Source organism: Streptococcus sp. HMSC064D12 (assembly GCF_001837205.1).
Classification (GTDB): Bacteria; Bacillota; Bacilli; order Lactobacillales; family Streptococcaceae; genus Streptococcus; species Streptococcus salivarius_D.
This window is the reverse complement of record NZ_KV831751.1, coordinates 167,750-189,840: the sequence shown is the minus strand read 5'-3', so window position 1 is coordinate 189,840 and position 22,091 is coordinate 167,750. Positions and strand designations below refer to the sequence as shown.

Below are 22,091 nucleotides of genomic sequence, written 5' to 3'. Positions count from 1 at the left end.
GGATGGCACATGCGTAAAGAAATCTTGCCAGAAATGTTTAATTATAATAAATATCCAGGGCCAGACTTTGTGTATGTGGCTGATCTTCTGAAATCAGATGCCTGTCAGTTTACAGTTCTTGAAAATCACAAGGATGCTTTAGACGCTACCCGCTTTGGGCAACGTTTTTCTGAAATCATGCTCAAGTATGATTATATCGTTGGGGACTGGTCCAATGATCAGCTTCGCCTTAAGGGATTTTACGAGGACGAGCGCCCTAATACGCGTAAGACAGACTGCATTAGCCGATTGTCGGAGTATTTGCGTGAATACTGTGCTTTTGGCTGTGCCTACTTTATTTTGAAAAATGAAGAGCCGCAGTTAATAGTCTTTGAAGAGGAGACGGAGCCTCGTCGCAAGCGCCGTCGTTCTAATAATCGTCGTAATTCTTCTCAGGAATCTAGAGATAGAGAGCGCAATGCTTCTCAAAAGAATAAGGGGCAAAAAGCTTCTGCTAAGCAAAAGCCAGACAAGTCCAAACGAAGAGATAGGGATCAAGAGGGCCCAAGCTTTGAGAAAATCAAGCGTCGTCCTAAGTTCAAATCTAGATCCGAGGATGGTGGTCGTGAGCGTAAGCCTAACTTCAAGAAGAGTCAGAAGCAAGCTCCAAAATCTAAAGGTCAAAACACCCCATCGAAGAAACAAAGCCAGACCAAGTCAGATGGTCAGCATTTCACAATCAGAAAAAAAGGAAATTAAACTATGTCAGAAGTAACAACACAAGCAAAACCAGAACGTCGTAAACGTCAGAAGTTAGAGGATATGGAAGGCTACAAACCTTCTATTTATGGTCTTACTCGTGATGAGTTGATTGATTGGGCTATGGAACACGGTGAAAAGAAATTCCGTGCTACTCAAATTTGGGATTGGCTCTACAAGAAGCGTGTGCAATCTTTCGAAGAAATGACCAACATTTCTAAGGATTTCATTGCTAAATTGAATGAGAATTTCTGTGTGAACCCATTGAAACAACGTATCGTTCAAGAATCTAAAGATGGTACCGTTAAATATCTTTTTGAATTGCCAGATGGTATGTTGATTGAGACGGTTTTGATGCGTCAACACTATGGTTTGTCTGTCTGTGTGACAACTCAGGTTGGATGTAACATCGGTTGTACTTTCTGTGCCAGTGGTTTGATTAAGAAGCAACGTGACTTGACTGCTGGTGAGATTGTGGCACAAATCATGTTGGTACAAAAATACTTTGACGACCGTGGCGACGGTGAACGTGTCAGTCACGTGGTTGTTATGGGGATCGGTGAGCCATTTGATAACTATGACAATGTGCTTCGCTTCTTGCGTACCATTAACAATGACAATGGTCTTGCCATTGGAGCACGTCACATTACCGTATCAACGTCTGGTTTGGCACCAAAAATCAAGGAATTTGCTAACGAAGGTGTTCAAGTTAACCTTGCCGTGTCACTTCACGCTCCAAACAATGACCTTCGTTCAAGCATCATGCGTATCAATCGCTCGTTCCCACTTGAAAAACTCTTTGAAGCTATCGAGTATTACATCCAAACAACCAACCGTCGTGTAACTTTTGAGTATATCATGCTTAATGAGGTCAATGACCATCCTGAAAATGCTCAAGAGTTGGCTGATTTGACTAAGAAAATCCGTAAGTTGTCATACATCAACTTGATTCCATATAATCCAGTATCAGAGCACGACCAATATAGCCGTTCAACGAAAGAACGTGTGGCGGCCTTCTACGATGTGCTCAAGAAAAATGGAGTCAACTGCGTGGTTCGTCAAGAGCACGGTACAGATATCGACGCAGCTTGTGGACAATTGCGTTCAAACACTATGAAACGCGACCGTCAAAAGGCAGTGGCGGAAGCTTCTGGTAAATCAGAAGGTAAGTAAGATGTTTCGGCTTAAGACTTGGGTAGATAAGGATGGAGAACTAACACCAAAAGGAAGAAAGCTAAGCCGAGTTTTGGTCTGTGCTTATCTCCTTTGTTTAGTGCTCCTATGTTGGACACCCCAGTACGGGCTAGTTGAAGGTGTTGAAACCCCTGGTATTCAACATTTTGGTCGTGTCGTGGTCCTATTAACCCCATTCAATAGTTTGACCAACTTTTATCAGCTGGATAGTCTTAAAGAGATTGTCTTTGTGCTTGGGCAAAATGTGACCAACATTTTCTTGTTGAGTCCGCTGATTTTAGGACTTTTAGCCTTGTACCCAAGATTCAGGTCTTGGAAAAAGGTCCTTTTAGCGACCTTTGTCATGTCTTTGACGATTGAGGTTGGACAAGTCATTCTAGACCTCCTCATTGATGCTAATCGTGTCTTTGAGTTAGATGATTTATGGACCAATACTTTGGGTGGTTTGGTGGCACTAGCTGCCTACCGCTTTCTTGTAAAACTGATTCAAACACATTTTAAAGAGTAAAAAACCTGGGAGCCTATGTGTCCCAGGTTTCACTTATTTTCTATCATACAAATACAACATATTCAAAAGAGGGAAAAATGAATAAACACGTTTGGAGAAATAATGAAACACTTAATGATGACAGTAGTCACCGTATTAACGTTAGGAGCAACAATGACGATGGTTAAGGCAGATACTTATCAAAGTGGCCGTGATGCCGATATTATGCGAGAAAGAGGACAGGTTTGGAATTATTCTGAGTCTAAGAGAGAGCCTCAATTAGCCAACTACAACACCGATGGTCGCTATCTCAGTGAGGCAACTAACTTTGAATTGTACAATTTTGTCAGAGAGTATAAGACATCTGATGAAATCAGACGCATTTGGAACCCTAAGAAAGATGAATCAGTTATCCATGATAAGGAGAGTTACTCTGTGGATGGTGGGAACAAGGTATATAATTTTGATTCCTTTGCTTATCAATTGCCAGAGTCTACTGATTTTGGGAAGTTATCTTATATTGGTCACTTTCAGTTAGAAGATGGCACAATCTATCGCTATTGGAAGTAACCTTATCATAAGAGACTTATACGAGGTCTATTATTAACCATTTGTAAGGATAGGAGGAGTAACTTGTCTTTTAAAGAATCAATCATTGCAAAACTTTGGTGGTTTTTCAAGTTAGAAAAACGCCGGTATATTGTCGGAATTTTGGCACTGAGTCTGGTTTCAGTTCTTAATCTGATTCCTCCTATGGTTATGGGGCGGGTCATTGATGCTATCACATCGGGAAAATTGACCAATCAGATCTTGCTTCTGAATCTCGTTTATTTGCTTTTGGCAGCTCTGGGGATGTACTATTTACGCTATGTTTGGCGCATGTATATCTTGGCGACTTCTTACCGCTTAGGCCAGATTATGCGTTCACGCCTATTTGAGCATTTTACCAAGATGTCGCCTTCTTTTTATCAAAAGTACCGAACTGGGGACCTCATGGCCCATGCAACCAATGATATCAACTCTTTAACCCGCTTGGCTGGCGGAGGTGTCATGTCAGCCGTGGATGCGTCTATCACAGCCTTGGTAACCCTAATCACCATGTTTTTCAGCATTTCCTGGCAGATGACACTGGTGGCTGTCTTACCTCTACCCTTCATGGCTTTTGCGACCAGTCGTTTGGGCCGCAAGACCCATAAAGCTTTTGGAGAATCCCAGGCAGCCTTTTCCGAACTTAATAATAAGGTTCAAGAGTCGGTATCAGGTATCAAGGTAACCAAGTCTTTTGGCTATCAGGAGGCTGAGCTTCAGTCCTTCCAAGAGACCAATAAGATGACCTTTAAAAAGAATATGCATACCATGAAGTATGATAGCCTTTTTGATCCTTTGGTCTTACTCTTTGTTGGCTCATCCTATGTTTTGACCCTTCTTGTCGGGGCTTTTATGATTCAGGCTGGTCAGATAACGGTCGGAAATTTGGTAACCTTCATTACCTATTTGGACATGCTGGTTTGGCCTCTGATGGCCATTGGCTTCCTCTTTAATATCACACAGAGGGGAAATGTGTCCTACCAACGTATTGAAAATCTTCTGGAGCAGGAATCAGATGTTCAAGATCCTGCGCACCCTCTCCCAAGTATTGAAAATGGTTGCTTAGAATATGCGATTGACCGCTTTGCTTTTGAGGATGAGGATACTTTGAGAGATATTCATTTCACCTTGGACAAGGGGCAAACTCTTGGCTTGGTTGGGCAGACTGGTTCAGGAAAGACCGCCCTTGTCAAGTTGCTCTTGCGGGAGCACGATGTTAATCAAGGAGCCATCTATTTGAATGGGCATGACATCCGAGACTATCGCCTATCAGACTTGCGTAGCTTGATGGGCTATGTTCCTCAAGACCAGTTTCTCTTTGCTAGTTCCATTTTAGAAAATGTCCGCTTTGGTAATCCGGACATCTCCTTTGATAAGGTAGAAGAAGCGACTAAGTTGGCTCAAGTTTATGATGACATCAAGGATATGCCTGAAGGCTTTGAAACGATCATTGGTGAAAAGGGTGTCAGCCTATCAGGAGGACAAAAACAACGTCTGGCCATGAGTCGGGCCATGATTTTGGATCCAGATATTTTGATTTTGGATGACTCCTTATCTGCGGTTGACGCCAAGACAGAATATGCTATTATTGACAATCTCAAACATACCCGCAAGGACAAGACGACTATCATTACCACCCATCGTCTTAGTGCGGTGGTGCACGCTGACCTTATCTTAGTCATGCAGGATGGTCGTATCATTGAACGTGGCCGTCATGAGGACTTGCTAGCTCAGGGTGGTTGGTATGCCAAGACCTATGAGTCTCAACAGTTAGAAATGGAAGGAGGAGAAGCCGATGCCTAATCAAAACCAATGGTCTGTGTTTAAGCGTCTCTTGACCTATCTCAAGCCTTACAAATTCTTGACCTTTCTAGCTTTAGCCTTTCTCTTGTCCACAACGGTTATCAAGAGTATTATTCCCCTTGTGGCCTCTTATTTTATCGACCACTATCTTCATGATATGAATCAGGCAGCAAGCTTAATTCTGATTGGTTACTATGGTCTTTATCTTTTGCAGACACTAGTTCAGTATTTGGGAAATCTCTTTTTTGCGCGTGTGTCCTACAGTATTGTCAGGGATATTCGCCGAGATGCCTTTGCCAATATGGAAAAACTGGGTATGTCTTACTTTGACAAGACTCCCGCAGGCTCTATCGTTTCTCGCTTGACCAATGATACAGAGACTATTAGTGAGATGTTCTCAGGGATTCTGTCTAGCTTTATTTCGGCTATATTTATCTTTGTCACTACCCTTTACACTATGATGATGTTGGACATTCGTCTGACCGGGCTTATTGTACTCTTTCTTCCTTTGATTGTTCTTTTGGTTAACCTTTACCGAAAAAAATCAGTGGTCATCATTGAAAAGACCAGAGCCTTGCTTTCAGATATAAATGCCAAACTGTCAGAGAGTATCGAAGGGATTCGCATCATTCAGGCCTTTAACCAAGAGAAACGTCTCAAAAAAGAGTTTGATGCCATTAATGAGGAACACCTGATTTACGCCAGCCGTTCCATGTCACTGGATTCTCTCTTTCTACGCCCAGCCATGAGTTTACTGAAGCTTCTGGGCTATGCTGTTCTCATGGCTTATTTTGGCTATCGTGGCATCTATCTGGGTATCACAGCGGGGACCATGTATGCCTTTATCCAGTACATTAACCGTCTTTTTGATCCCTTGATTGAAGTGACACAAAACTTCTCAACCTTGCAAACTTCTATGGTCTCAGCCGGTCGGGTCTTTGCCTTGATTGACGAGCGCACCTATGAGCCAGAACAGAGAGATACAGATGCCAAGGTTACTGAGGGGAATATTCGCTTTGAAAATGTCTCCTTCTCCTATGATGGCAAGCACCAGATTTTGGATAATATTTCCTTCTCTGTCAGTAAAGGTGAAACCATCGCCTTTGTCGGTTCTACAGGTTCCGGAAAATCCTCTATTATCAACGTGTTTATGCGTTTCTATGAGTTCCAATCAGGCCAAGTTCTTCTTGACGGTGTGGATATTCGCGATTATAGTCAGGCAGAGCTGCGTAAGAACATTGGTCTTGTCCTTCAGGAACCCTTTCTCTATCATGGTACAGTCAAATCAAATATTGCCATGTATCAGGATCTAACTGATGAAGAGATTAAAGCAGCCGCTGAGTTTGTGGATGCCAATCACTTTATCGACAAACTTCCAGAAGGATATGATGCTCCAGTTTCTGAACGAGGTTCAAGTTTTTCAACCGGACAGCGCCAACTTCTAGCCTTTGCTAGGACCGTTGCTAGCCAGCCTAAGATTTTGATTCTGGATGAAGCGACAGCCAATATTGATTCAGAGACAGAGGCTATTGTCCAAAATTCTCTAGCAAAAATGCGTCAAGGACGCACAACCATTGCCATTGCCCACCGCCTATCGACAATCCAAGATGCCAACTGCATCTATGTCTTAGACAAGGGCCGCATCATCGAACATGGTAGCCATGAGGAGCTCCTAGCCCTCGGTGGCACCTACCACAAGATGTACAGCCTACAAGCAGGTGCAATGGAAGGAGAGTAAGCTAGTCTAGACCATAGATTCTATATTCGAAAAGATTTCTTAAAAATCAAAATCGAGTGGTGACATTTATGTCACTACTTTTTTGTTGTCTTCCACCCTATAATAAAACCATAGCTTGAGAGAAAAAGCTAAAAAATAATATTTTAGGAGGTTGTTAGAATGACAACACAAACAATGAACACTTTTGAAACACTCGATCTCGAGGCACTTGCAAACGTTGAAGGTGGTGGATGTAGCTGGGGAGGTTTTGCTAAACAAGGAGTAGCTACAGGAGTTGGTAATGGTTTACGATTAGGTATCAAAACACGTACTTGGCAAGGTGCTGTCGCAGGAGCAGCTGGAGGTGCTATCGTAGGGGGTGTTGGTTATGGAGCAACATGCTGGTGGTGATGGATTATGTTTGATTTGAAAAGTTATATTTTAGGGATGGTTTGCATGGCCTTGATGACTTTTTTGGATAAGCCTATTATGTCATTGCTTGAAAAACACAAATCTACCAATTCCATTAAAAAGAAATCTTAATTGAGATACCTTGTCAATTGCTAGTCTGTGAATAGCTTGTGAATAGTGGTTGAAAACTTCGATATAAAAGAAGAGGTATTTGTACTTATGACTAAAAAACGTCTAGTGTCTCTAATGATGTCTATGGGCTTCATCCTTGTTGCCTTACATAACTTGGGAGAAAAACTGAGTTTTGGACTTCAATGCCTAAATCTTATTGGGTTATGTCTTTTTCTCTTTCTTATGTGTACGATTATCAAGGATATAAAATCAGACAAGTAGTGACATTTATGTCACTACTTTTTTATCGGCTTCCAATCTATAATAAAATTCATAGCTTGTGCACAGATAGCTAAAAACACTTTAAGGAGAAAAGTATGTTTAAAAACTCAAAACCGTATTTACTGGCTACCATTCTCATAGGAATGGGCCTTGCTAATCTATTTAGAAGTTTGGATGCTGTTCACCATACCATTAACTTGTTTGGGCTAACCTTGCTTCTTTATAGTCTGCTTTTAAAAAAATGGGCACAGTTTAAAAAGTAACTTGTGGCCCCTTTGAACGTGAGGTGCTTGCAAATGCTTATTTTTGATGTTCCCGAAGTAAAATTATTCTTGCTAATGATAGCGGAGATTATATTATATTTGATTGCATATCTTTGTAATAGAAAAAACAAAGATATGTATATTCGCTTATTTAAAGTATCAGTACTAATGACGCTATTGTATTACATCTCCAGTAGAATTTAATCGCTAAGGGCTTATTCTCAAGCCTACTAAAGATAGCAATGTATAAACGAAATATGAAATACAGAAAGGAATATAGTTAAATGTAATAGCTTATTCAGTTTACAAGACTGACTGAGGTTATTCATAGCTTAATTGTTTTATCATGAAGTTAAAGAATATTAGTTCAAGAGTATTGCGATTTTCTAGGGTCGTCACTGCTGTACTGGCAGTTTTCCTTATAAGTACCAGTATTTCTCTCTACAAAAGCAAGACCTCTCCAGAGATTTGGTTAGCAGTCGGAGCACTAGCTTTAGTAGTCATTTTTGTTAATGGACTGCTCTACCGTTTGCTTAAGAAACGTCCAGATTCAGTAAATCCGTTAACAATACGGCAGTCCTTCATTGTCTTTCTTGTCATCTCATTTCTTGTGCTTTGTGTAGAGTTTTACACATTACTTACATTCAGTGATATCACAGACCGTATAGTACTAGCCGTATTAATGCTTTTGTTAATCCTCTGTGATTTTCTAGCTTACTTGCAAGTCAAAAACTATTTTAAACAATAAATGATTTCACTTGATTATTCTGTAGGTAATCTAGAAGATACTTTCATAAGTAGTAAGATGGAGCAACAGAAAAAGCTTGAAACTAGTCAAGCTTTTTTCGATATATTAAGTTCCTGTGTAAATGCAAAAGTCATACTTTCAGTTTTTAAAGAAATATTTTGATAGTTGTCTAATATATTCCTAACGTTGGCCAAACCTATACCGCGATGATCCCCTTTACTGGAGACACCTCTCTCAAAAAGTGATGAGATAGGAATAAATTCTTCCTGGGTTGAGTTTTGGACAATAAAGATTTGCTTATTACCATGATTGAAGTAGCCAATATGCATTTTTGGTATGTCAGACTGAATCGATGCTTCCATCGCATTGTCTAGAAAGATAGATATTACAGTAATAAAATCGACCATCTCCATACCCTCGAGTTTGATAGTTTCAGGAATATCTAAGGAGATATCAATGTTATTTTCTTCTGCCTCTAGGAACTTAGCTGCAAGTAGGCTTTTGATAGTGTTATCTTCTATGTTTATTAAGCGAGTTAAATCAAATGTTTTCGATTTTAAATGCTTATCGGAATCTTTTAGAACTGAGTCGTAGACTTCTTTTACAATAGCCATATCATTTTGATCGATACCAAGTTTGAGTGTTGTTAAAATATTGGCATAATCATGACGAAAACTTCGAACCGACTGATAGAGGTTTTCAATCTGTTTGTTATAATTCGTAAGATGCGATAGTTGAATATCTTTTTGAAAGTCCAACTGACTTTGTATTGTTGCTCGGATATTTCTATCTAAGAAGATAAGCATGATAAAGAACAAGACTAGATAAATAACCACAATTAACTTCCTGATTATCAGAGTGGATGTATGAGTAGTGTTTTCGAGGTAGACGAGATATTGCTGGGTAAATGTATAAGCAATCATAATGATATCAGCAATAATAATACTCTTTGATATGAGAGGGGCTAATCGTCCTTTTTGTATAACTCCAAAGCTTTCCTTGAATAATTTTATTAAAAGAAAGGATAGTAAAATAGTTAGGAAAGAAGATGAGACAGCTATAAGATAATTAACTTTTATTGTTTCAACACTGATTCCAAACAAAGGAAATATAAAGAAAATGATTACTCTAAAACTGATATTATTAAGAGTTGTGGGGAGAAGAGCATTGAATATTTTAAGCTTTGATTGTAAGTAGGGCTTTCGTGATATAAAAAAAGATAATAAAAGATAGAATATTTCTTCGTTAAAGTAGAATAAGAATTTCCAGGATAGACTGTTACATATTTTGGTATATGCTATGCGACAAAATAAGATAATAAGAAAATGCCCAATTGAAACTCTTTTGTTTATTAAGTAAAGAAACAGGCAAATATTGAAACATTCAGAGACAACAGTAAGCAAAAATAAAAAAATAATCATTGAAGGTTCCTTCTTTTAAAAGTATCCATCAGCATTTTAGCTTTGGTACGTGAAAAAGGACAGATACTACCATCAGTCATTTCGACTTCACGTTTTAATTTGTTGATTCTTATAATGTTGTTAGGGTTAATGAGATACGAACGATGGCAAGATACGAGTGAAGGACTAGCTTTTTCAAGGTCCTTTAGATTTGCACGAAAGGTCATTTGATTGTTTGTACCATGGAGTATCACATAATGCTTTTGCGGAGAAGTTTCAATATAGATAACTTGGTTTAAAGGGATGTGAATAGCTGTATGTTGTGTTTGAAAATCAAAAATCTCGTCATTCTCTATTCCAAGTGGTTTCATAGTTATAGCTAAAGCTCTGGTTATCTTTTTCCTAAATTCTATTTCAGAGAGACTTTTATCGATATAGTCTAGGGCAGATACTTGGTAATCAAAAACTAGTGGCATAAACTCTGAGTGGGTAGTGACAAAGATAATAGTAGCGTAGGGATTTTTTTCCCTAATGATTTTAGCAATATCGAGCCCTTTTAATTTTTCTCCCTTAATTTCGATATCAAGAAAAAAGAGCTGGTTAGAAGTTGTTGAATCAATCGCTTCTATAAATTGCTGAGGCTTATCAAAGGTGTGTACAATAGATAAGTCTTTATTGTATTTTTTTAACTCTTGAGACAATACCATCTCCAGTCGTCCTTGTTGAATGAGATTGTCCTCTAAAATATAAATTTCCAAGGGGAGCTTCCTCCATCTTTACTAGCTGTAGCTTTGCTGAAAATATTCATAAATTATGTAATAGTATATCATAATATGACTTAGTTATACAATGAGATGAAAATAAGATTAAAATATCATGTGATATTTATAGTATGAATTTACCATTCGGGACATATAGCCACTTTTTGGGACGCTAGCTCTGATAGAGACACTTGAATGCTATACTAAAGATGTGATTGAAAAATTAGTTGAAAGAAATAAGGAGGTTTTCTTAATGACAGGACTTAAATGGTTTGCAGGAGGCAAAGAGAGACGAGAACAAGCAGTAGCTATTATCGATGAAGTAATTGAAACTATTGGAGATAAGCCAGATTATGCTGATTTGAAGCAGGTCCTGCACTCCTACCGAACGGAACTTGCAGACTCTCGTTCAGCCACTCCCTATATCTTAAGCAGGATGTCACTGGAAATATCCGAAGTGGTCAGAAAAGACCAGCTGACCTTGTCTCCCTTTATCGAGGAGCGAATAGCAGAGTTGCGAAAATTGCTAGCGATTCGTTATGGCTATTGATGTCATTAGGGAGGATTTCTTGGTTTTAAGGTTGAGTTGTCCAGTGAGAAAAGGAAGATGGGGCAAAAAGGTTCTTTTCCAATCTGTTGAGGAGCAGAGAAAGATCCTTAAGTCCTAGTTATGATTATGCCAAGCGGACAAGTGATTGTGATGAAAGGAGAGTGCGATACCTTATCTTAACCGACTTCGTTCAGGAACGTTACGTTATTTACGACTCATGGTTGTTGCCTTTGGTTTGATAGGTGGAAATATTGGTTTAGAATTATTATATAATGGTTCTTCTTTCTTATTTTGGCTGCCTTTAGTATTGCTATCAATCTTTTTACTTGTGTTGCCCCTGTTGATTAAGCGAGAGCTTGACCGTCGTCCACTTGAAGAACGACAGTTTACTCTTAAACAAATTTACGCTGGTATGGGCTTGGCGCATTTGGCTATTATTTTAGCTGGTATTTATCGTTTGCTGACGGTGAGAGATGCCGAATGGCGTCTAATCATTATTGTTGTGATTGTTTTGGATATTTGTTTACTAGTTTTTCTGACACCTAGAGTGCTTAAAATCATTAAACAAAGTGAACGAGGTTAGAATGGCAGTTTATGATAGACACGCCTATAAAAATAGCGAGGCTGTAAGTGCTTATCTATGCTTTGGTAACTTTCTAGGTATTGTAAAAACTTTCTGTTTGAGAGAAGTGTGAGGTTTAAGTTTTATGTCAAAAAATCTACGTGCCCTTACGGCCATTGTTTTGTCCCAATTACTTATTGAGTGGATGGGATTCTTTTTAGGTATTCCTCTAAGTAAGATTCTGGTTTTAACAGTACTTAGCAGTCTAGTAGAGATCTTGATGCATCTTTTCCTAAGTAAAAAATCTAAAGTTACTTTGGGTGATAAAGAGATATGGCATCAATACTTTTTATTCGTTAAGAAGACGCTGTGGTTCTCTATTTTATTAGTTGCAATTTTTCTTTTTTATTCGATAATCAAATCTGATAGCTTTATGCTCTATTTTTACTGGCATATCTTTGTATTATTCCATTGTCTTGGATATATCATTTGTTTAAATAACATTAAAATGAATCGTAAAAATTGAAGCCTAAATCTTGTTTATTTCCACACAATCAAAAAATCCCATGAGAGTTCTCATCCTATGGGATTTTTTTGTTATAAAAAGCTAATAAGGCAATGTCATCTGACTTTGGCTTAGGTCCACAGTCAATTCATAGTTGCTATTATCACGAATAGTGTGCTCAAAGTCTGTGGTATAGAGAACGAGTCGGAGTTTGTCACCCTTGTTGAGTTTGTAGATGGTTGGTTGCAAGTCCAAACCGATAGTCATCCATTCATTTGGAGTGACATTCTCAATGCTAAGGAGGTTCTTGCGATTTTGCAGGTTAAGGTGTCCTTTGGTAATGACACGGTATTTTGCCTGCTTGAATGGCAATTCACGTAAGGCTTCTTCCTTGAAGAGACGGCCATTATCTAAATTCATGCGTTTGAGTGCGGGAATAGGTGCGAGATACTTCTTGTCACCCATTTCTAGAACTTGGGCCGAAATGAGACCACGGTTTGTATTAGACTTAACCTTGAGCTCTAGGTGGACACGACCATTAATCTGGATATCTTGGTCCAGTTCAAAGTCCAAGGTAATGGCATTGGCTTTGTCTGCAAAGAGGTCATCCTTGAAGCTTTGGTAAGCTTTACCATATTTGGTGAAGGTTTCCTCTTCATAATGGTTAGCGATACTAGCTTCAGCCTCACCAAGCTGAATGTTTTTACCATTGTCGTGTCCAAAGTTATCGAGAACTTCCCAGGTCTGTTCAGACTGGTTGTTTTGCCAGATAACAGTAGGCAGTGTGTAGCCATTCTCCAAACCAAGGAGTTTCTGACAAATCAAGGCATTCATGCTTTCTCGGAAGTCAATAGACTGCCAAGCATTCATGTAAACGTGGGCACCATTGTGGAAGAAGAGGTGTTTTTCAAGAGTGTCAGGAAGAGCATTGAACATTTGATAGACGTTAATCGGTTTGACATTCCAGTCTTGGCTACCATGTGTAAAGACAACAGTAGCTTTAACACGATCTGCGAACTGCACATAGTTACGGTCATGCCAGAACTGGCTATAGTCCCCATGCTTACGATCAATGGCTGTGCTTAGCTCTTTGAGGTAGGCTTGGTAGTCTTTTTGGTGGCGTAGGTATTCTCCAGCTAATAGGGCACGAGAATAGGTAAATTCGGTCAAGGTGTCGAGATCTTCACCAGGGTAGCCTCCAGGACTGACGAGGAGTCCATTTTCACGATAGTAGTCGTACCAAGAAGAAATACCCGCTTCAGCAATAACCATTTCCAAACCGTCAACACCAGTTGTAGCAAGGGCGTTGGACATGGTACCCAAATATGAAAGTCCGGTAGTAGTCACTTTACCAGAAGCCCAATCCGCAGTGATGGTATGCTGTCTACTACGGCTAGTAAAGGCGCGTGCACGACCATTGAGCCAGTCGATGACAGCTTTATAGGCCAGAACTTGTTGATAGTCTCCAGAGGTCATGAAGCCTTCGGAATTGAAAGTACCGACACCCGATACATAGATAGAAGCCACACCACGAGCCAACATGTAATCGTTAAGCGTATAGGTATCTGTGTGAGCAAAACGCTCCTGAGCCTTTGTGACAGGATTGATAGGCGTAAGGTATGCCTCTGGTGTCTTGATTTCTGGTTGGCTAAGGGAGATTTCACCTGCTGGTTTGACGAGCAAATCACCTTCCATCTTGTGGGTAAGCTTATCTGAAGCAGGCTCGTTAGTCCCTTGTTGATAAGGGCTTGCGGTCATCATGGCTGGAACCGGGAAGTCCACATCAGGACGTAAGATAGTCACCTTGACCAAATCTAACTGTCCATCTTGATCGGTATCTACAGGTGTTTCGACATAAACCACCTCACGGTGAAGCTGACTAGTGTCAAATGTTGCCAAGCTCTTACCATTAAAGAAGACGTAGTCATTACTTACAGGGATCAAATCCTGAGCTACTAACTGATCAATTAAGGTATTGCCAGCCTGTGTGCGTGTTGCCAGAAATTGATGCAGGTTATTAAGGCTACCATCAAAAGTGATTGGAAAAGCCATTTTCTCTAGGAAAGCAACACTATCTGTAAAGTCTACATTAGGGACAAATCCTAGCATTTGAAGAGCTACCAAACCAAAGACGTCAGCAGTCAAAGGACGGTCTGATTGGAAGAAGGTTAGGAGGTCAGTCTCTGTATCAGCGATCCAATTTTTCAAAGCCAAATCAGTATCTTCAAAGAAAAGGAAGTGCTTGCGAACAAAAGTCTCAAAATTGGCTTTGGCACTAGCGTTTAAAGAGACTTCAAAGCCCAAAGAACGAAGTTCCTGACAAGCAATTTCAGGACTAACAGGGATGTAACTAAACTGGTTAAATTTCATAATTTAAAAACCTCAAAAAGAATACGTAAACATTTCAGAAATATCTTTACATCAGACATTATACTTGATAAAATGATAGATGTCTAAATTATTGTAAAATGTGAAAGGAAATAAAGAGACAAATGAATGATTTTCTAAAAGAAGCGCTCAGTCATGATTGGATTATGAAGTACATTACTGAGTTTATTGGGACAGCTTTGATGGTTGCACTTGGTAATGGTTCGGTTGCCAATGTTGAGCTTAAAGGGACTAAGGGTAATAAGTCTGGATGGCTTGTTATTGGTTTTGGTTATGGTTTTGCGGTAATGATGCCAGCACTTATGTTTGGTGATGTTTCTGGTAACCACATCAACCCAGCCTTCACACTTGGACTTGCTGCATCTGGCTTGTTCTCATGGGTAGCCGTTCCAGGTTACTTGATTGCTCAACTTCTCGGTGCTTTCTTAGGACAAGCTATCGTGGTTTGGGTTCACCAACCTTATTATCTTCAAACTGAGAATCCAAACAACATCCTCGGTACCTTCTCTACAATCTCTGCTGTTGATGATAACTCAGACTCAGAGGAAAATCACAAACGTGCTTGGCTTAATGGTTTTGCCAATGAGTTTGCGGGTTCATTCCTTCTCTTCTTTGGTGCTCTTGCCTTGACTAACAACTACTTTGGTCACAAATTAGTCTCACAAGCAGTTCAATATGGGTATGATAAAGAAGCTGTAACAGGTCAAATGGCTAATGGTGCACTTGCGGTTGCCCACATCGGTGTTGGTTTCTTGGTTGCAGCCTTGGTTATTTCGTTTGGTGGTGCAACAGGTCCAGCTCTTAACCCAGCCCGTGACTTGATGCCCCGTCTTCTCCACCACATTTTGCCAACAACAGTTCTTGGTGAACACAAAGGTGATTCTAAATGGTGGTATGCTTGGGTTCCAGTTGTAGCTCCAATCTTAGCAGGAGTTTTAGCTATAGCTTTGTTCAAGTTCCTCTACCTTTAATCAATACAAAAAATCTGAAGTTAGTGCTTCAGATTTTTTTATGCTTAAAATTTTGAAAGTAATAAAAAACTGAGAAAATATTCTCAGTCACATTGGATTAGTCATTACTAGAATGGTAGCACCTAAGGTGTAAAGATTCCATAAAACATGAAGTGTGATACTTGCAGATAAGTTTTCTCTTTTTTGGTAGACCATAGAGAGAGCCAAGCCCATTCCGATATAAAGAGTGAGGTAGGCAAGATTAGTTGGCATATGAAAGAGACAAAAGAGCCCAGTGCTGACTAGCACAGCCGTTTTTGAATAAGGAGCTAACCAGGTGAAAATCCACTTGCGAAAGAGGATTTCTTGGAGGACGGCTGTCGTGATCATACCAATGGCTACAGGTAGGATAGGAATTGTTGTGAGCGTCTTTTGAAGTTCTGCATGGTAGTTGGTGTGGGTCAGTAACATGAGGTTACTTCCGATGAGTCCCATCAAGAAGATAATGGCAAAGCCCCAGATAATGGCTTTGATATCCTTTCGATTTAAGCTAAAGTTGTGAATCATACCCTCACTCTTAGCCCAAAGATAGCTAATATAAAAAATAATGAGGTTGACAGTGATAATCCCCCAGCTTTCTAGGTTAGTGAAGGTCAATCCAGTCTGATTGTTATATAAGGTTGTCATACCTAAGGTGATGTTTGGGATAGCTATCATCAGCAGTAAAAAAAATCCCTGATAGGCATGTCTAAATGCCAGATTATTGACAAGAGTTTTCATAGACTCTATTATACTCTAAAATGAGGAAAATGCTAGCCCCAAAGTAAAGATAATGTAATAGTTCATAATTTGTGTGAAAGAAAGTGAAAAAATTACAATACTGTTTTTTCTTAGGAAAATCCTTGTCACACAGGCTCTTTTCGGATAAAATAGAAAAGAATGGAGGTTGTCATGACGCAATCAGGGAATTTTAAGTTTCACACACCAATTTTTCGTGTAAATAACAGACAAGAAAATATTGATTTTTACCAAAATACATTAGGACTTAAGCTTTTGACTGAGGAAAATGCCCTTGCGGTCTTCACAGATTGGACAGACCGTAACTCACTTTTTGTGATTGAGGAGTCACCAGCTTATCGTTGTCGCGCTGTTGAAGGTCCTAAGAAAATTAATAAAGTGGTCATTAAAGTTTCAAATCCACTTGAGATTGAGTACCTTTTGGCGCGTGATGATCACCAAGCCAAGGCTATTTTCCAAGGGGAAAAGGGGTATGCCTTTGAAACAATCTCACCTGAGAATGGTCTTATTTTGATGCATGCCGAAGATGACTTGTCTACTCTTAAGACAGTTGAATACGCAGATGTTGAAGAAAAAGAAGATTTCAAAGGAGTGTCAGACTTTACGGTTGAGTCTTTGACCTTGAACGTTGTTGATACAGCTCAAGCAGCTTTCTTCTACGATAATCTTTTTGGCGAAGAATTGCCTTTGTCTATCCACTTTGAAAAAGCAGAAGGTCCTGACCTCCAAGTGAGTCCAGACCAGACTTGGGATTTGGAAATTCTAGAGTTTAAGGTAGCAGAAGACTATGACTTGGTTGCCTTGCATGATAAACTTGAAAAAGAACAGTTCTCTAGTTACCTAGACAGCAAAGGGAACTTGCTCGCACTCACTGACATGAGCAATATTGAGGTTTGGTTTACAAAGTAATGACTAATTTTCAACAAACATTGTCAACAATTACAGACTACATCAAGGCTGACATCTTTCCAGGTGCCAGCCTTGCACTTTATGACGGACAAGATTGGCAGGAGCATTATCTAGGAACTCAGGATGGAACTATTCCGGTAGTTCCAGGACTTACCTATGATCTAGCTAGTATTTCCAAGGTAGTCGGAGTTGGGACCCTCTGTCTTTTCTACTTGCAAGCGGGAAAATTGGACTTGGATGAGAAACTATCGACCTATTATCCTGAAGTTGTGGATAAGACGTTAACCCTTCGTCAGCTTCTTTCTCACAGTAGCGGAATTGATCCTTTTATTCCAAATCGTGATGACTTAGACCAAGCTGGCTTGATTGCTGCTATTAATGCCATCAAAGTTAAGGCTGATAAACCTTTCTTGTATACAGATATAAATTTTATTCTCCTAGGTTTGATGCTTGAAAAAGTCTCTGGACAAACACTGGATAAGCTCTTTGACTCCGAGATTTTTCAACCGTTTGGTATGTCTGAAACACAGTTTGGCCCAGTTGAGGTAGCTGTTCCAACAGTTAAGGGGGTTACGGGAGGGACTGTTCATGATCCCAAGGCTCGAGTTCTCAAAGAACATACAGGTTCAGCAGGTCTCTTTTCAACACTAAAAGACTTAGAGATTTTTGTTAACCATTATTTGACGGATGATTTTGCTAAAAATATGACGCAGAATATCAGCCAATCCAACAAGGAACGCAGTGTCGCTTGGGACCTCCAAGGCGAGTGGATTCTTCACACTGGTTATACAGGTACCTTTGTGCTTATCAATATCCCTCGTCAACGTGCGGCGATTTTCCTCAGTAATCGTACTTACTACAAGGATGAGAGAGCTCAATGGATTAAGGACAGAGATGTTTTAATTGAGATAATGAAGAAGGAGCTGATTCGTGAAACGGTCGAGTAGACACTCCAAGGAAAGAAAGCTTATCCCTTGGTTTCTGAGTTTGCTCTTTTGCATGCTTAACGGGAGTAGTCTCTTTTTCTGTGGTATGTGTTTTACAGTGGTGATCATTTTTTTGACGACTAATAGAGATGTAAGCTCTTTTGTAGTTTTGGTATTTATTAGCTTGTTATCTAACCTTATTATTTCTTTTTATATTTTGATAAGAGAACTACTATACAAACTGATTCATTGCCTTGGGTATCGTGCCCAACCCGATTTAAAAGTCCTTCATATGAGAAGAGGGTTTGATATTCATTTTCCTGTGTTTGAAAAGTATGGTCAAGACTATAAGTTACTCTACAAAAAGCGTTCCAAGAAGCTTCAAATAGAGTATTTGCTTATATGTTTAGGATACTTTAATGGACTTAGTCTTATAATGATTACCTTTACAGCCCTATTGAGAGGACTATTTGAGCTACTAGAACTAGAATCAAGAATGGCATCTTCTGATTATAAACAATTTCTTGGTTTTTTGGTCTACATGGGATTTTTTGTCCTTCTTTTTACAGGACAGAAATACTGGAAAAAAATCACAGAGAGATTAAAAGCTAGAGAAAATGTGACAGTGCTGGCTGTCGAGCATGGTTATCCTATATTTGCGACAAAAGAAGAAGCTTAAGCAGTACGTCAACTGCTTAAGCTTTTTTACTTATTAAGGATTTTTCTACAGTAATGTGTTGGATACCAGCTTCTTCAAAGATGTTACCGACTTCTTGATAGCCATTATTGAGGTAGAACTTAAGTGCACTGAGTTGAGCATGGAGAGAAATAGTCTGGAAGCCTTGTTCTTGTGCAAAATCTTCAGCTTCTTTTAGGAGAATGCTCCCCAGACCTTGACCTTGGTAGGCATCGAGCACCGCCATACGTTGGAGGGTAAGCTGAGTCAAGTCTTTATTCGGTAGTAGGCGTACGGTTGCTGCAGCCTTGCCTTTGTCATCATATAGAACAAAGTGGATGCAGTAGGCTTCATTCGCATCAATCTCAATGGAGCGAGGAACACCTTGCCCCTTAACAAAAACAGTGTTTCGGATGGCTACGGCATCGAGGTAAGTTTCTGAGAGTGTATCTCTTGTATGTTTGATAATCATAGGGCAAGTGTAACAAAGTCTATAACTAATTGTCAACGAAAAAAAGCTTGATGAGAGGAGTCATCATCAAGCTTTTTATCTTGTTTTATTCTTTAATTTGTCGACCGTTTGTATCTTGGATAGGACGGTTATTTTTAAATCCAAGGGTTTGAGTGAATTTCTCCACTTGTTCCTTACTAACGGTTTCTTGATTCTTGAAGACAATCCAGTTAACACCCTCAGTACATGGTGGTGTTGTCAAGGAACCTTCGAAGTTGTAGTAGTCCTTGTCTTCAGGATAGAAATCATCTAGTGAGATAGGTTGAGACAACTCGGTTTCAGTATTAGCAGCCTGAGGCATCTTATCCCAGATTTGTTTTAAGGCTTGATTTTCATCGCCATAATTATAGAGAACTGAGATAACTGTGATTTTTCCATTATCAGTCTTGTAGACGAAGTGACCCTCTAGAGGATAAGTCTGACCATCAATTTCATTCTCACTAGGTGCGTGAAAATGGAACTGCTGTAATTTATAGACATCATCACCAATCGTTAGGGTATTCTTTGGATTTTTAAAGCTGACTTCAATTGTATGCCCGTTATTTTCAACTTGAGCCTCTGATTCTTGATTATTAAGGTTTAGTTCTGGAAGATCAACGTCCTCAGCTCCGGTGATATTGATCGGAGATTGTTCTTTACCATTTTTGCTGAGTTTATAATCTTTAGAAAGGTCACCCCAATGGTCTGGACCAGTAGCACCAGTATAACCCCATTGAACGTCCTTGGACTTTGAGGATTCGGTTTTGGTATCAGACTGGCAGGCTACGAGTAGGATAGTACTTGCTACGAGAGCTACTAATCCAATTAGTTTAAAACTTTTCTTATTCATTTGTCCTCCTTATACTCTTTAATCTTATAACAATGATAGTTTACGTGTTATTAGACACTATCCATTTGACGTAATTGAGTATCGTTTCTCTATGGTGCTTCTGAGAAGGAAGTGTTTGGAGATACCAAACGGAAACGCTTTTATTTTATAGCTAATCTGATAAAAAGTCAAATGTAAATTATAGTAGATTTAGAAAAATATAATGAAAGCTGGTTTTTGCAAAAATAAAAAAACAGCAAACATTTTGAAATCATGATGTTTACTGTCTTTAATGTGTGTAATGATTCTTAATCGAACATTTTCTTTGCAGCTCTTAACAAGGTTTTGACATCTTTATCATAACGAGGTGTTTTAACCAAACGTGACATGGGGATACCAGCAAAATGGAAAGCTGCGATTTCTCCAGAACGAACAGCACTATTTTCTGTGAAAATCATTTGATAAGGTTGTTCGACAAATTCACCAGTAAAGGCAAGATTGGTTGAATGTTTTGGAATAACCTTAGGACGGTCTGACTTGGCTCGATTGTTAAAGAGAGCAGAAGCATATGGCATATAGACAGGGATACAGTTAATAACACTGCCCATGATTTCCTCTTCTTTTTCGCTGATATTGATAGGCCCAGGGTCTACCTTTGAAAGTTGTCCAATAAGTTCCTGAAGCATCTCTTTACCAGTCATTTCGATATAAGGTTTATCAATGATTTCCCCGTGACGACGAGGGTAGAGGAAGTATCCCCAAAGAACCGTTTCGTTTGGTTTTTGACTAGTGAAGTGAGGTTGGTGATGGACAACGATTGACATGGTTACATCTTTTTGACCGAGTGGTGTCACTGGTTCTGTAGAAATAAAGGAATTAAGGGCGTTGCCTGGTTCCTGAGTGGTAATACGAGCAATTTCGTTCAAGAAGAGATGATTTTTAGTAGTGAGAGTGAAACTTACCCATTCACTGGCATCACGATCAGCGAAGAATTTATCAGGATTACCAAGGTTATAAAAATGATCTGATGCCTTTTTCCAAAGACTTGAAGCAGCACCATAATCCATGTTTTCTGCAGCCGGAGTGTTGAAATCACCTAGTGTTGCAGAGTCAGTAATCGAACCGTTTGTAAAGATGACTGCTGTATCGTCATCCACTGGTACGAACTCATTTTCATCAGTTTTAGTATTGACCATGTGAAGACCAGTAACAGTAATTTCGTCTTGCATCTTGCTGTCCTTGAATTTCCAGTCAACAACACGACGATTAAGGACAATGTGACAGCCCTCTTTTTCCAAGTAATTAATCAAAGGCTTCATGATGCTTTCGTATTGATTATAGCGTGTACGGTTAACACCAACTAAATGCTCAATCTGAGTGAATTCATAAATCATTTGGTGCATGTAACGACGAAGCTCTTGTGCAGAACTGCGAGTCCTAAAAGCGAATGTCGTTTCCCACATAAACCAAAAGTTACTTTCGAAAAACTCAGTATTGTCTTTGAAATAGTCAGCAATCGTGATGTTATCTAGTTTTTCCTCTTGTGAATCAGGCATCATAATTAACTGTGTAAGGAGCTTACGACTTTTATTATTCAAACCAAGCTTACCACCATCAACGATACCTTGTCCACCTGCTAAGAGACGAGCCTTATCATAGGTTGGGTGTGCGGCATCAAATTGGCGAGTATCCTTAGCAGCTGTAAGACCTGGTTCTGTCATTGAAGGAACCCGATCAAGCAAATCCATCAAGTCAACGTAGGTACGGTAGTTAAGCATACGACCGCCGCGAGCAATATAACCCTTTTGATTTTCCATCGGATGATTTTTATTCCAATAGTCATCTTTAACATCTTGGGTAGGGGAACCGTCGTTTGATCCGTAATTATCAAGAGCGTAGAAAGTGATTTGGTCTCCTGACCATTTACCTTCTTGAATGAGGTAAACAGCAGCAGCCATATTTGATAAACCAGCACCGATCATAATTGCTTTTTTCTTTTGCATAA

General features: G+C 39.5%; 22 protein-coding genes. 15 read left to right on the top strand and 7 right to left on the bottom strand.

From position 1 onward, the window contains the following. The first annotated feature begins 9 nt into the window (after positions 1-9). From HMPREF2697_RS07140 to HMPREF2697_RS10780, 9 genes are all read left to right on the top strand, one after another. Positions 10-738, top strand: coding sequence for a YutD family protein (locus tag HMPREF2697_RS07140; RefSeq protein ID WP_014632648.1), 729 nt, complete (start codon positions 10-12; stop codon positions 736-738). Positions 739-801: 63 nt separating this feature from the next. Then, positions 802-1,911, top strand: a complete 1,110-nt coding sequence (gene rlmN, locus HMPREF2697_RS07135) for a dual-specificity RNA methyltransferase RlmN (protein ID WP_096832658.1) — start codon at positions 802-804, stop codon at positions 1,909-1,911. A gap of 1 nt (position 1,912) precedes the next feature. Then, positions 1,913-2,440, top strand: coding sequence for a VanZ family protein (locus tag HMPREF2697_RS07130; RefSeq protein WP_070850131.1), 528 nt, complete (start codon positions 1,913-1,915; stop codon positions 2,438-2,440). Positions 2,441-2,542: 102 nt separating this feature from the next. Beyond that, complete coding sequence (locus HMPREF2697_RS07125; RefSeq protein ID WP_257375243.1) at positions 2,543-2,989, top strand: hypothetical protein; 447 nt, start codon at positions 2,543-2,545, stop codon at positions 2,987-2,989. A gap of 63 nt (positions 2,990-3,052) precedes the next feature. Further along, the gene (locus HMPREF2697_RS07120) at positions 3,053-4,810 is read left to right on the top strand and encodes an ABC transporter ATP-binding protein (protein ID WP_014632650.1); all 1,758 of its coding nucleotides are present in this window, start codon (positions 3,053-3,055) and stop codon (positions 4,808-4,810) included. Next, on the top strand, positions 4,803-6,548 hold the full coding sequence (locus tag HMPREF2697_RS07115) for an ABC transporter ATP-binding protein (protein ID WP_070850129.1): 1,746 nt from the start codon (positions 4,803-4,805) through the stop codon (positions 6,546-6,548). Before HMPREF2697_RS07120 ends, HMPREF2697_RS07115 begins: the two co-directional genes overlap by 8 nt. Before the next feature lie 159 nt (positions 6,549-6,707). Continuing rightward, positions 6,708-6,938 carry a Blp family class II bacteriocin gene (locus HMPREF2697_RS07110; protein WP_014632652.1) on the top strand — a complete coding sequence of 77 codons (231 nt, stop codon included), beginning with the start codon at positions 6,708-6,710 and terminating at the stop codon, positions 6,936-6,938. 488 nt (positions 6,939-7,426) lie between these two features. Further along, positions 7,427-7,594, top strand: coding sequence for a hypothetical protein (locus HMPREF2697_RS10530; RefSeq protein ID WP_013991122.1), 168 nt, complete (start codon positions 7,427-7,429; stop codon positions 7,592-7,594). A 346-nt stretch (positions 7,595-7,940) separates the two neighbouring features. After that, positions 7,941-8,342, top strand: a complete 402-nt coding sequence (locus HMPREF2697_RS10780) for a hypothetical protein (protein WP_013991121.1) — start codon at positions 7,941-7,943, stop codon at positions 8,340-8,342. An 86-nt stretch (positions 8,343-8,428) separates the two neighbouring features. Here HMPREF2697_RS10780 and HMPREF2697_RS10690 read toward each other — a convergent pair whose 3' ends face one another. Together HMPREF2697_RS10690 and HMPREF2697_RS07095 are read right to left on the bottom strand one after the other, a co-directional pair. Next, complete coding sequence (locus HMPREF2697_RS10690) at positions 8,429-9,178, bottom strand: sensor histidine kinase (protein ID WP_013991120.1); 750 nt, start codon at positions 9,176-9,178, stop codon at positions 8,429-8,431. Between the two features lie 581 nt (positions 9,179-9,759). Beyond that, positions 9,760-10,500 (bottom strand): response regulator transcription factor, encoded by a 741-nt coding sequence (locus HMPREF2697_RS07095; protein ID WP_013991119.1) that lies wholly within the window; start codon positions 10,498-10,500, stop codon positions 9,760-9,762. Positions 10,501-10,756: 256 nt separating this feature from the next. Between HMPREF2697_RS07095 and HMPREF2697_RS07090 the strand changes: the two genes are divergently transcribed. Together HMPREF2697_RS07090 and HMPREF2697_RS07085 are read left to right on the top strand one after the other, a co-directional pair. After that, positions 10,757-11,053 (top strand): bacteriocin immunity protein, encoded by a 297-nt coding sequence (locus HMPREF2697_RS07090; protein ID WP_013991117.1) that lies wholly within the window; start codon positions 10,757-10,759, stop codon positions 11,051-11,053. A gap of 217 nt (positions 11,054-11,270) precedes the next feature. Next, positions 11,271-11,636 carry a hypothetical protein gene (locus HMPREF2697_RS07085; RefSeq protein WP_013991116.1) on the top strand — a complete coding sequence of 122 codons (366 nt, stop codon included), beginning with the start codon at positions 11,271-11,273 and terminating at the stop codon, positions 11,634-11,636. Between the two features lie 586 nt (positions 11,637-12,222). On the opposite strand, the gene HMPREF2697_RS07075 is transcribed toward HMPREF2697_RS07085, so the two are convergent. After that, positions 12,223-14,490, bottom strand: a complete 2,268-nt coding sequence (locus HMPREF2697_RS07075; RefSeq protein ID WP_070850127.1) for a Xaa-Pro dipeptidyl-peptidase — start codon at positions 14,488-14,490, stop codon at positions 12,223-12,225. A 122-nt stretch (positions 14,491-14,612) separates the two neighbouring features. Between HMPREF2697_RS07075 and gla the strand changes: the two genes are divergently transcribed. Then, the gene (gene gla / locus HMPREF2697_RS07070) at positions 14,613-15,479 is read left to right on the top strand and encodes an aquaglyceroporin Gla (protein ID WP_014632658.1); all 867 of its coding nucleotides are present in this window, start codon (positions 14,613-14,615) and stop codon (positions 15,477-15,479) included. 87 nt (positions 15,480-15,566) lie between these two features. Here gla and HMPREF2697_RS10180 read toward each other — a convergent pair whose 3' ends face one another. Then, on the bottom strand, positions 15,567-16,238 hold the full coding sequence (locus tag HMPREF2697_RS10180) for a CPBP family intramembrane glutamic endopeptidase (protein ID WP_013991113.1): 672 nt from the start codon (positions 16,236-16,238) through the stop codon (positions 15,567-15,569). Positions 16,239-16,409: 171 nt separating this feature from the next. On the opposite strand from HMPREF2697_RS10180, the gene HMPREF2697_RS07060 reads away from it, so the two are divergent. The 3 genes from HMPREF2697_RS07060 to HMPREF2697_RS07050 are packed head-to-tail and all read left to right on the top strand — an operon-like array spanning position 16,410 to position 18,770. Beyond that, positions 16,410-17,165: a CppA family protein gene (locus HMPREF2697_RS07060; RefSeq protein WP_070850125.1), complete on the top strand. Its 756-nt coding sequence runs from the start codon at positions 16,410-16,412 to the stop codon at positions 17,163-17,165. Continuing rightward, on the top strand, positions 17,165-18,112 hold the full coding sequence (locus HMPREF2697_RS07055; protein ID WP_070850123.1) for a serine hydrolase domain-containing protein: 948 nt from the start codon (positions 17,165-17,167) through the stop codon (positions 18,110-18,112). The genes HMPREF2697_RS07060 and HMPREF2697_RS07055 overlap by 1 nt, the downstream gene beginning before the upstream one ends. Further along, the gene (locus tag HMPREF2697_RS07050; protein WP_070850120.1) at positions 18,096-18,770 is read left to right on the top strand and encodes a hypothetical protein; all 675 of its coding nucleotides are present in this window, start codon (positions 18,096-18,098) and stop codon (positions 18,768-18,770) included. The genes HMPREF2697_RS07055 and HMPREF2697_RS07050 overlap by 17 nt, the downstream gene beginning before the upstream one ends. 16 nt (positions 18,771-18,786) lie before the next feature. Here the strand turns inward: HMPREF2697_RS07050 and HMPREF2697_RS07045 are convergent, their stop codons facing one another. From HMPREF2697_RS07045 to HMPREF2697_RS07035, 3 genes are all read right to left on the bottom strand, one after another. Then, on the bottom strand, positions 18,787-19,239 hold the full coding sequence (locus tag HMPREF2697_RS07045; RefSeq protein WP_049529020.1) for a GNAT family N-acetyltransferase: 453 nt from the start codon (positions 19,237-19,239) through the stop codon (positions 18,787-18,789). Positions 19,240-19,324: 85 nt separating this feature from the next. After that, a complete protein-coding gene (locus HMPREF2697_RS07040; RefSeq protein WP_014632664.1) occupies positions 19,325-20,107 on the bottom strand; it encodes a carbonic anhydrase in 783 nt (260 codons plus the stop codon). A gap of 287 nt (positions 20,108-20,394) precedes the next feature. After that, positions 20,395-22,089 (bottom strand): oleate hydratase, encoded by a 1,695-nt coding sequence (locus tag HMPREF2697_RS07035; RefSeq protein ID WP_014632665.1) that lies wholly within the window; start codon positions 22,087-22,089, stop codon positions 20,395-20,397. Between the last annotated feature and the right edge of the window lie 2 nt (positions 22,090-22,091).

Bases quoted from the DNA above. Each gene is read 5' to 3' on its own strand.
- HMPREF2697_RS07090 (WP_013991117.1), top strand. From the start codon at position 10,757: ATGACAGGACTTAAATGGTTTGCAGGAGGCAAAGAGAGACGAGAACAA.
- HMPREF2697_RS07085 (WP_013991116.1), top strand. From the start codon at position 11,271: ATGGTTGTTGCCTTTGGTTTGATAGGTGGAAATATTGGTTTAGAATTA.
- rlmN (WP_096832658.1), top strand. From the start codon at position 802: ATGGAAGGCTACAAACCTTCTATTTATGGTCTTACTCGTGATGAGTTG.
- gla (WP_014632658.1), top strand. From the start codon at position 14,613: ATGAATGATTTTCTAAAAGAAGCGCTCAGTCATGATTGGATTATGAAG.
- HMPREF2697_RS07075 (WP_070850127.1), bottom strand. From the start codon at position 14,490: ATGAAATTTAACCAGTTTAGTTACATCCCTGTTAGTCCTGAAATTGCT.
- HMPREF2697_RS07035 (WP_014632665.1), bottom strand. From the start codon at position 22,089: ATGCAAAAGAAAAAAGCAATTATGATCGGTGCTGGTTTATCAAATATG.
- HMPREF2697_RS07125 (WP_257375243.1), top strand. From the start codon at position 2,543: ATGAAACACTTAATGATGACAGTAGTCACCGTATTAACGTTAGGAGCA.
- HMPREF2697_RS07055 (WP_070850123.1), top strand. From the start codon at position 17,165: ATGACTAATTTTCAACAAACATTGTCAACAATTACAGACTACATCAAG.
- HMPREF2697_RS10530 (WP_013991122.1), top strand. From the start codon at position 7,427: ATGTTTAAAAACTCAAAACCGTATTTACTGGCTACCATTCTCATAGGA.
- HMPREF2697_RS07115 (WP_070850129.1), top strand. From the start codon at position 4,803: ATGCCTAATCAAAACCAATGGTCTGTGTTTAAGCGTCTCTTGACCTAT.
- HMPREF2697_RS07140 (WP_014632648.1), top strand. From the start codon at position 10: ATGCGTAAAGAAATCTTGCCAGAAATGTTTAATTATAATAAATATCCA.
- HMPREF2697_RS07060 (WP_070850125.1), top strand. From the start codon at position 16,410: ATGACGCAATCAGGGAATTTTAAGTTTCACACACCAATTTTTCGTGTA.
- HMPREF2697_RS07130 (WP_070850131.1), top strand. From the start codon at position 1,913: ATGTTTCGGCTTAAGACTTGGGTAGATAAGGATGGAGAACTAACACCA.
- HMPREF2697_RS07040 (WP_014632664.1), bottom strand. From the start codon at position 20,107: ATGAATAAGAAAAGTTTTAAACTAATTGGATTAGTAGCTCTCGTAGCA.
- HMPREF2697_RS10780 (WP_013991121.1), top strand. From the start codon at position 7,941: ATGAAGTTAAAGAATATTAGTTCAAGAGTATTGCGATTTTCTAGGGTC.
- HMPREF2697_RS10180 (WP_013991113.1), bottom strand. From the start codon at position 16,238: ATGAAAACTCTTGTCAATAATCTGGCATTTAGACATGCCTATCAGGGA.
- HMPREF2697_RS07110 (WP_014632652.1), top strand. From the start codon at position 6,708: ATGACAACACAAACAATGAACACTTTTGAAACACTCGATCTCGAGGCA.
- HMPREF2697_RS07045 (WP_049529020.1), bottom strand. From the start codon at position 19,239: ATGATTATCAAACATACAAGAGATACACTCTCAGAAACTTACCTCGAT.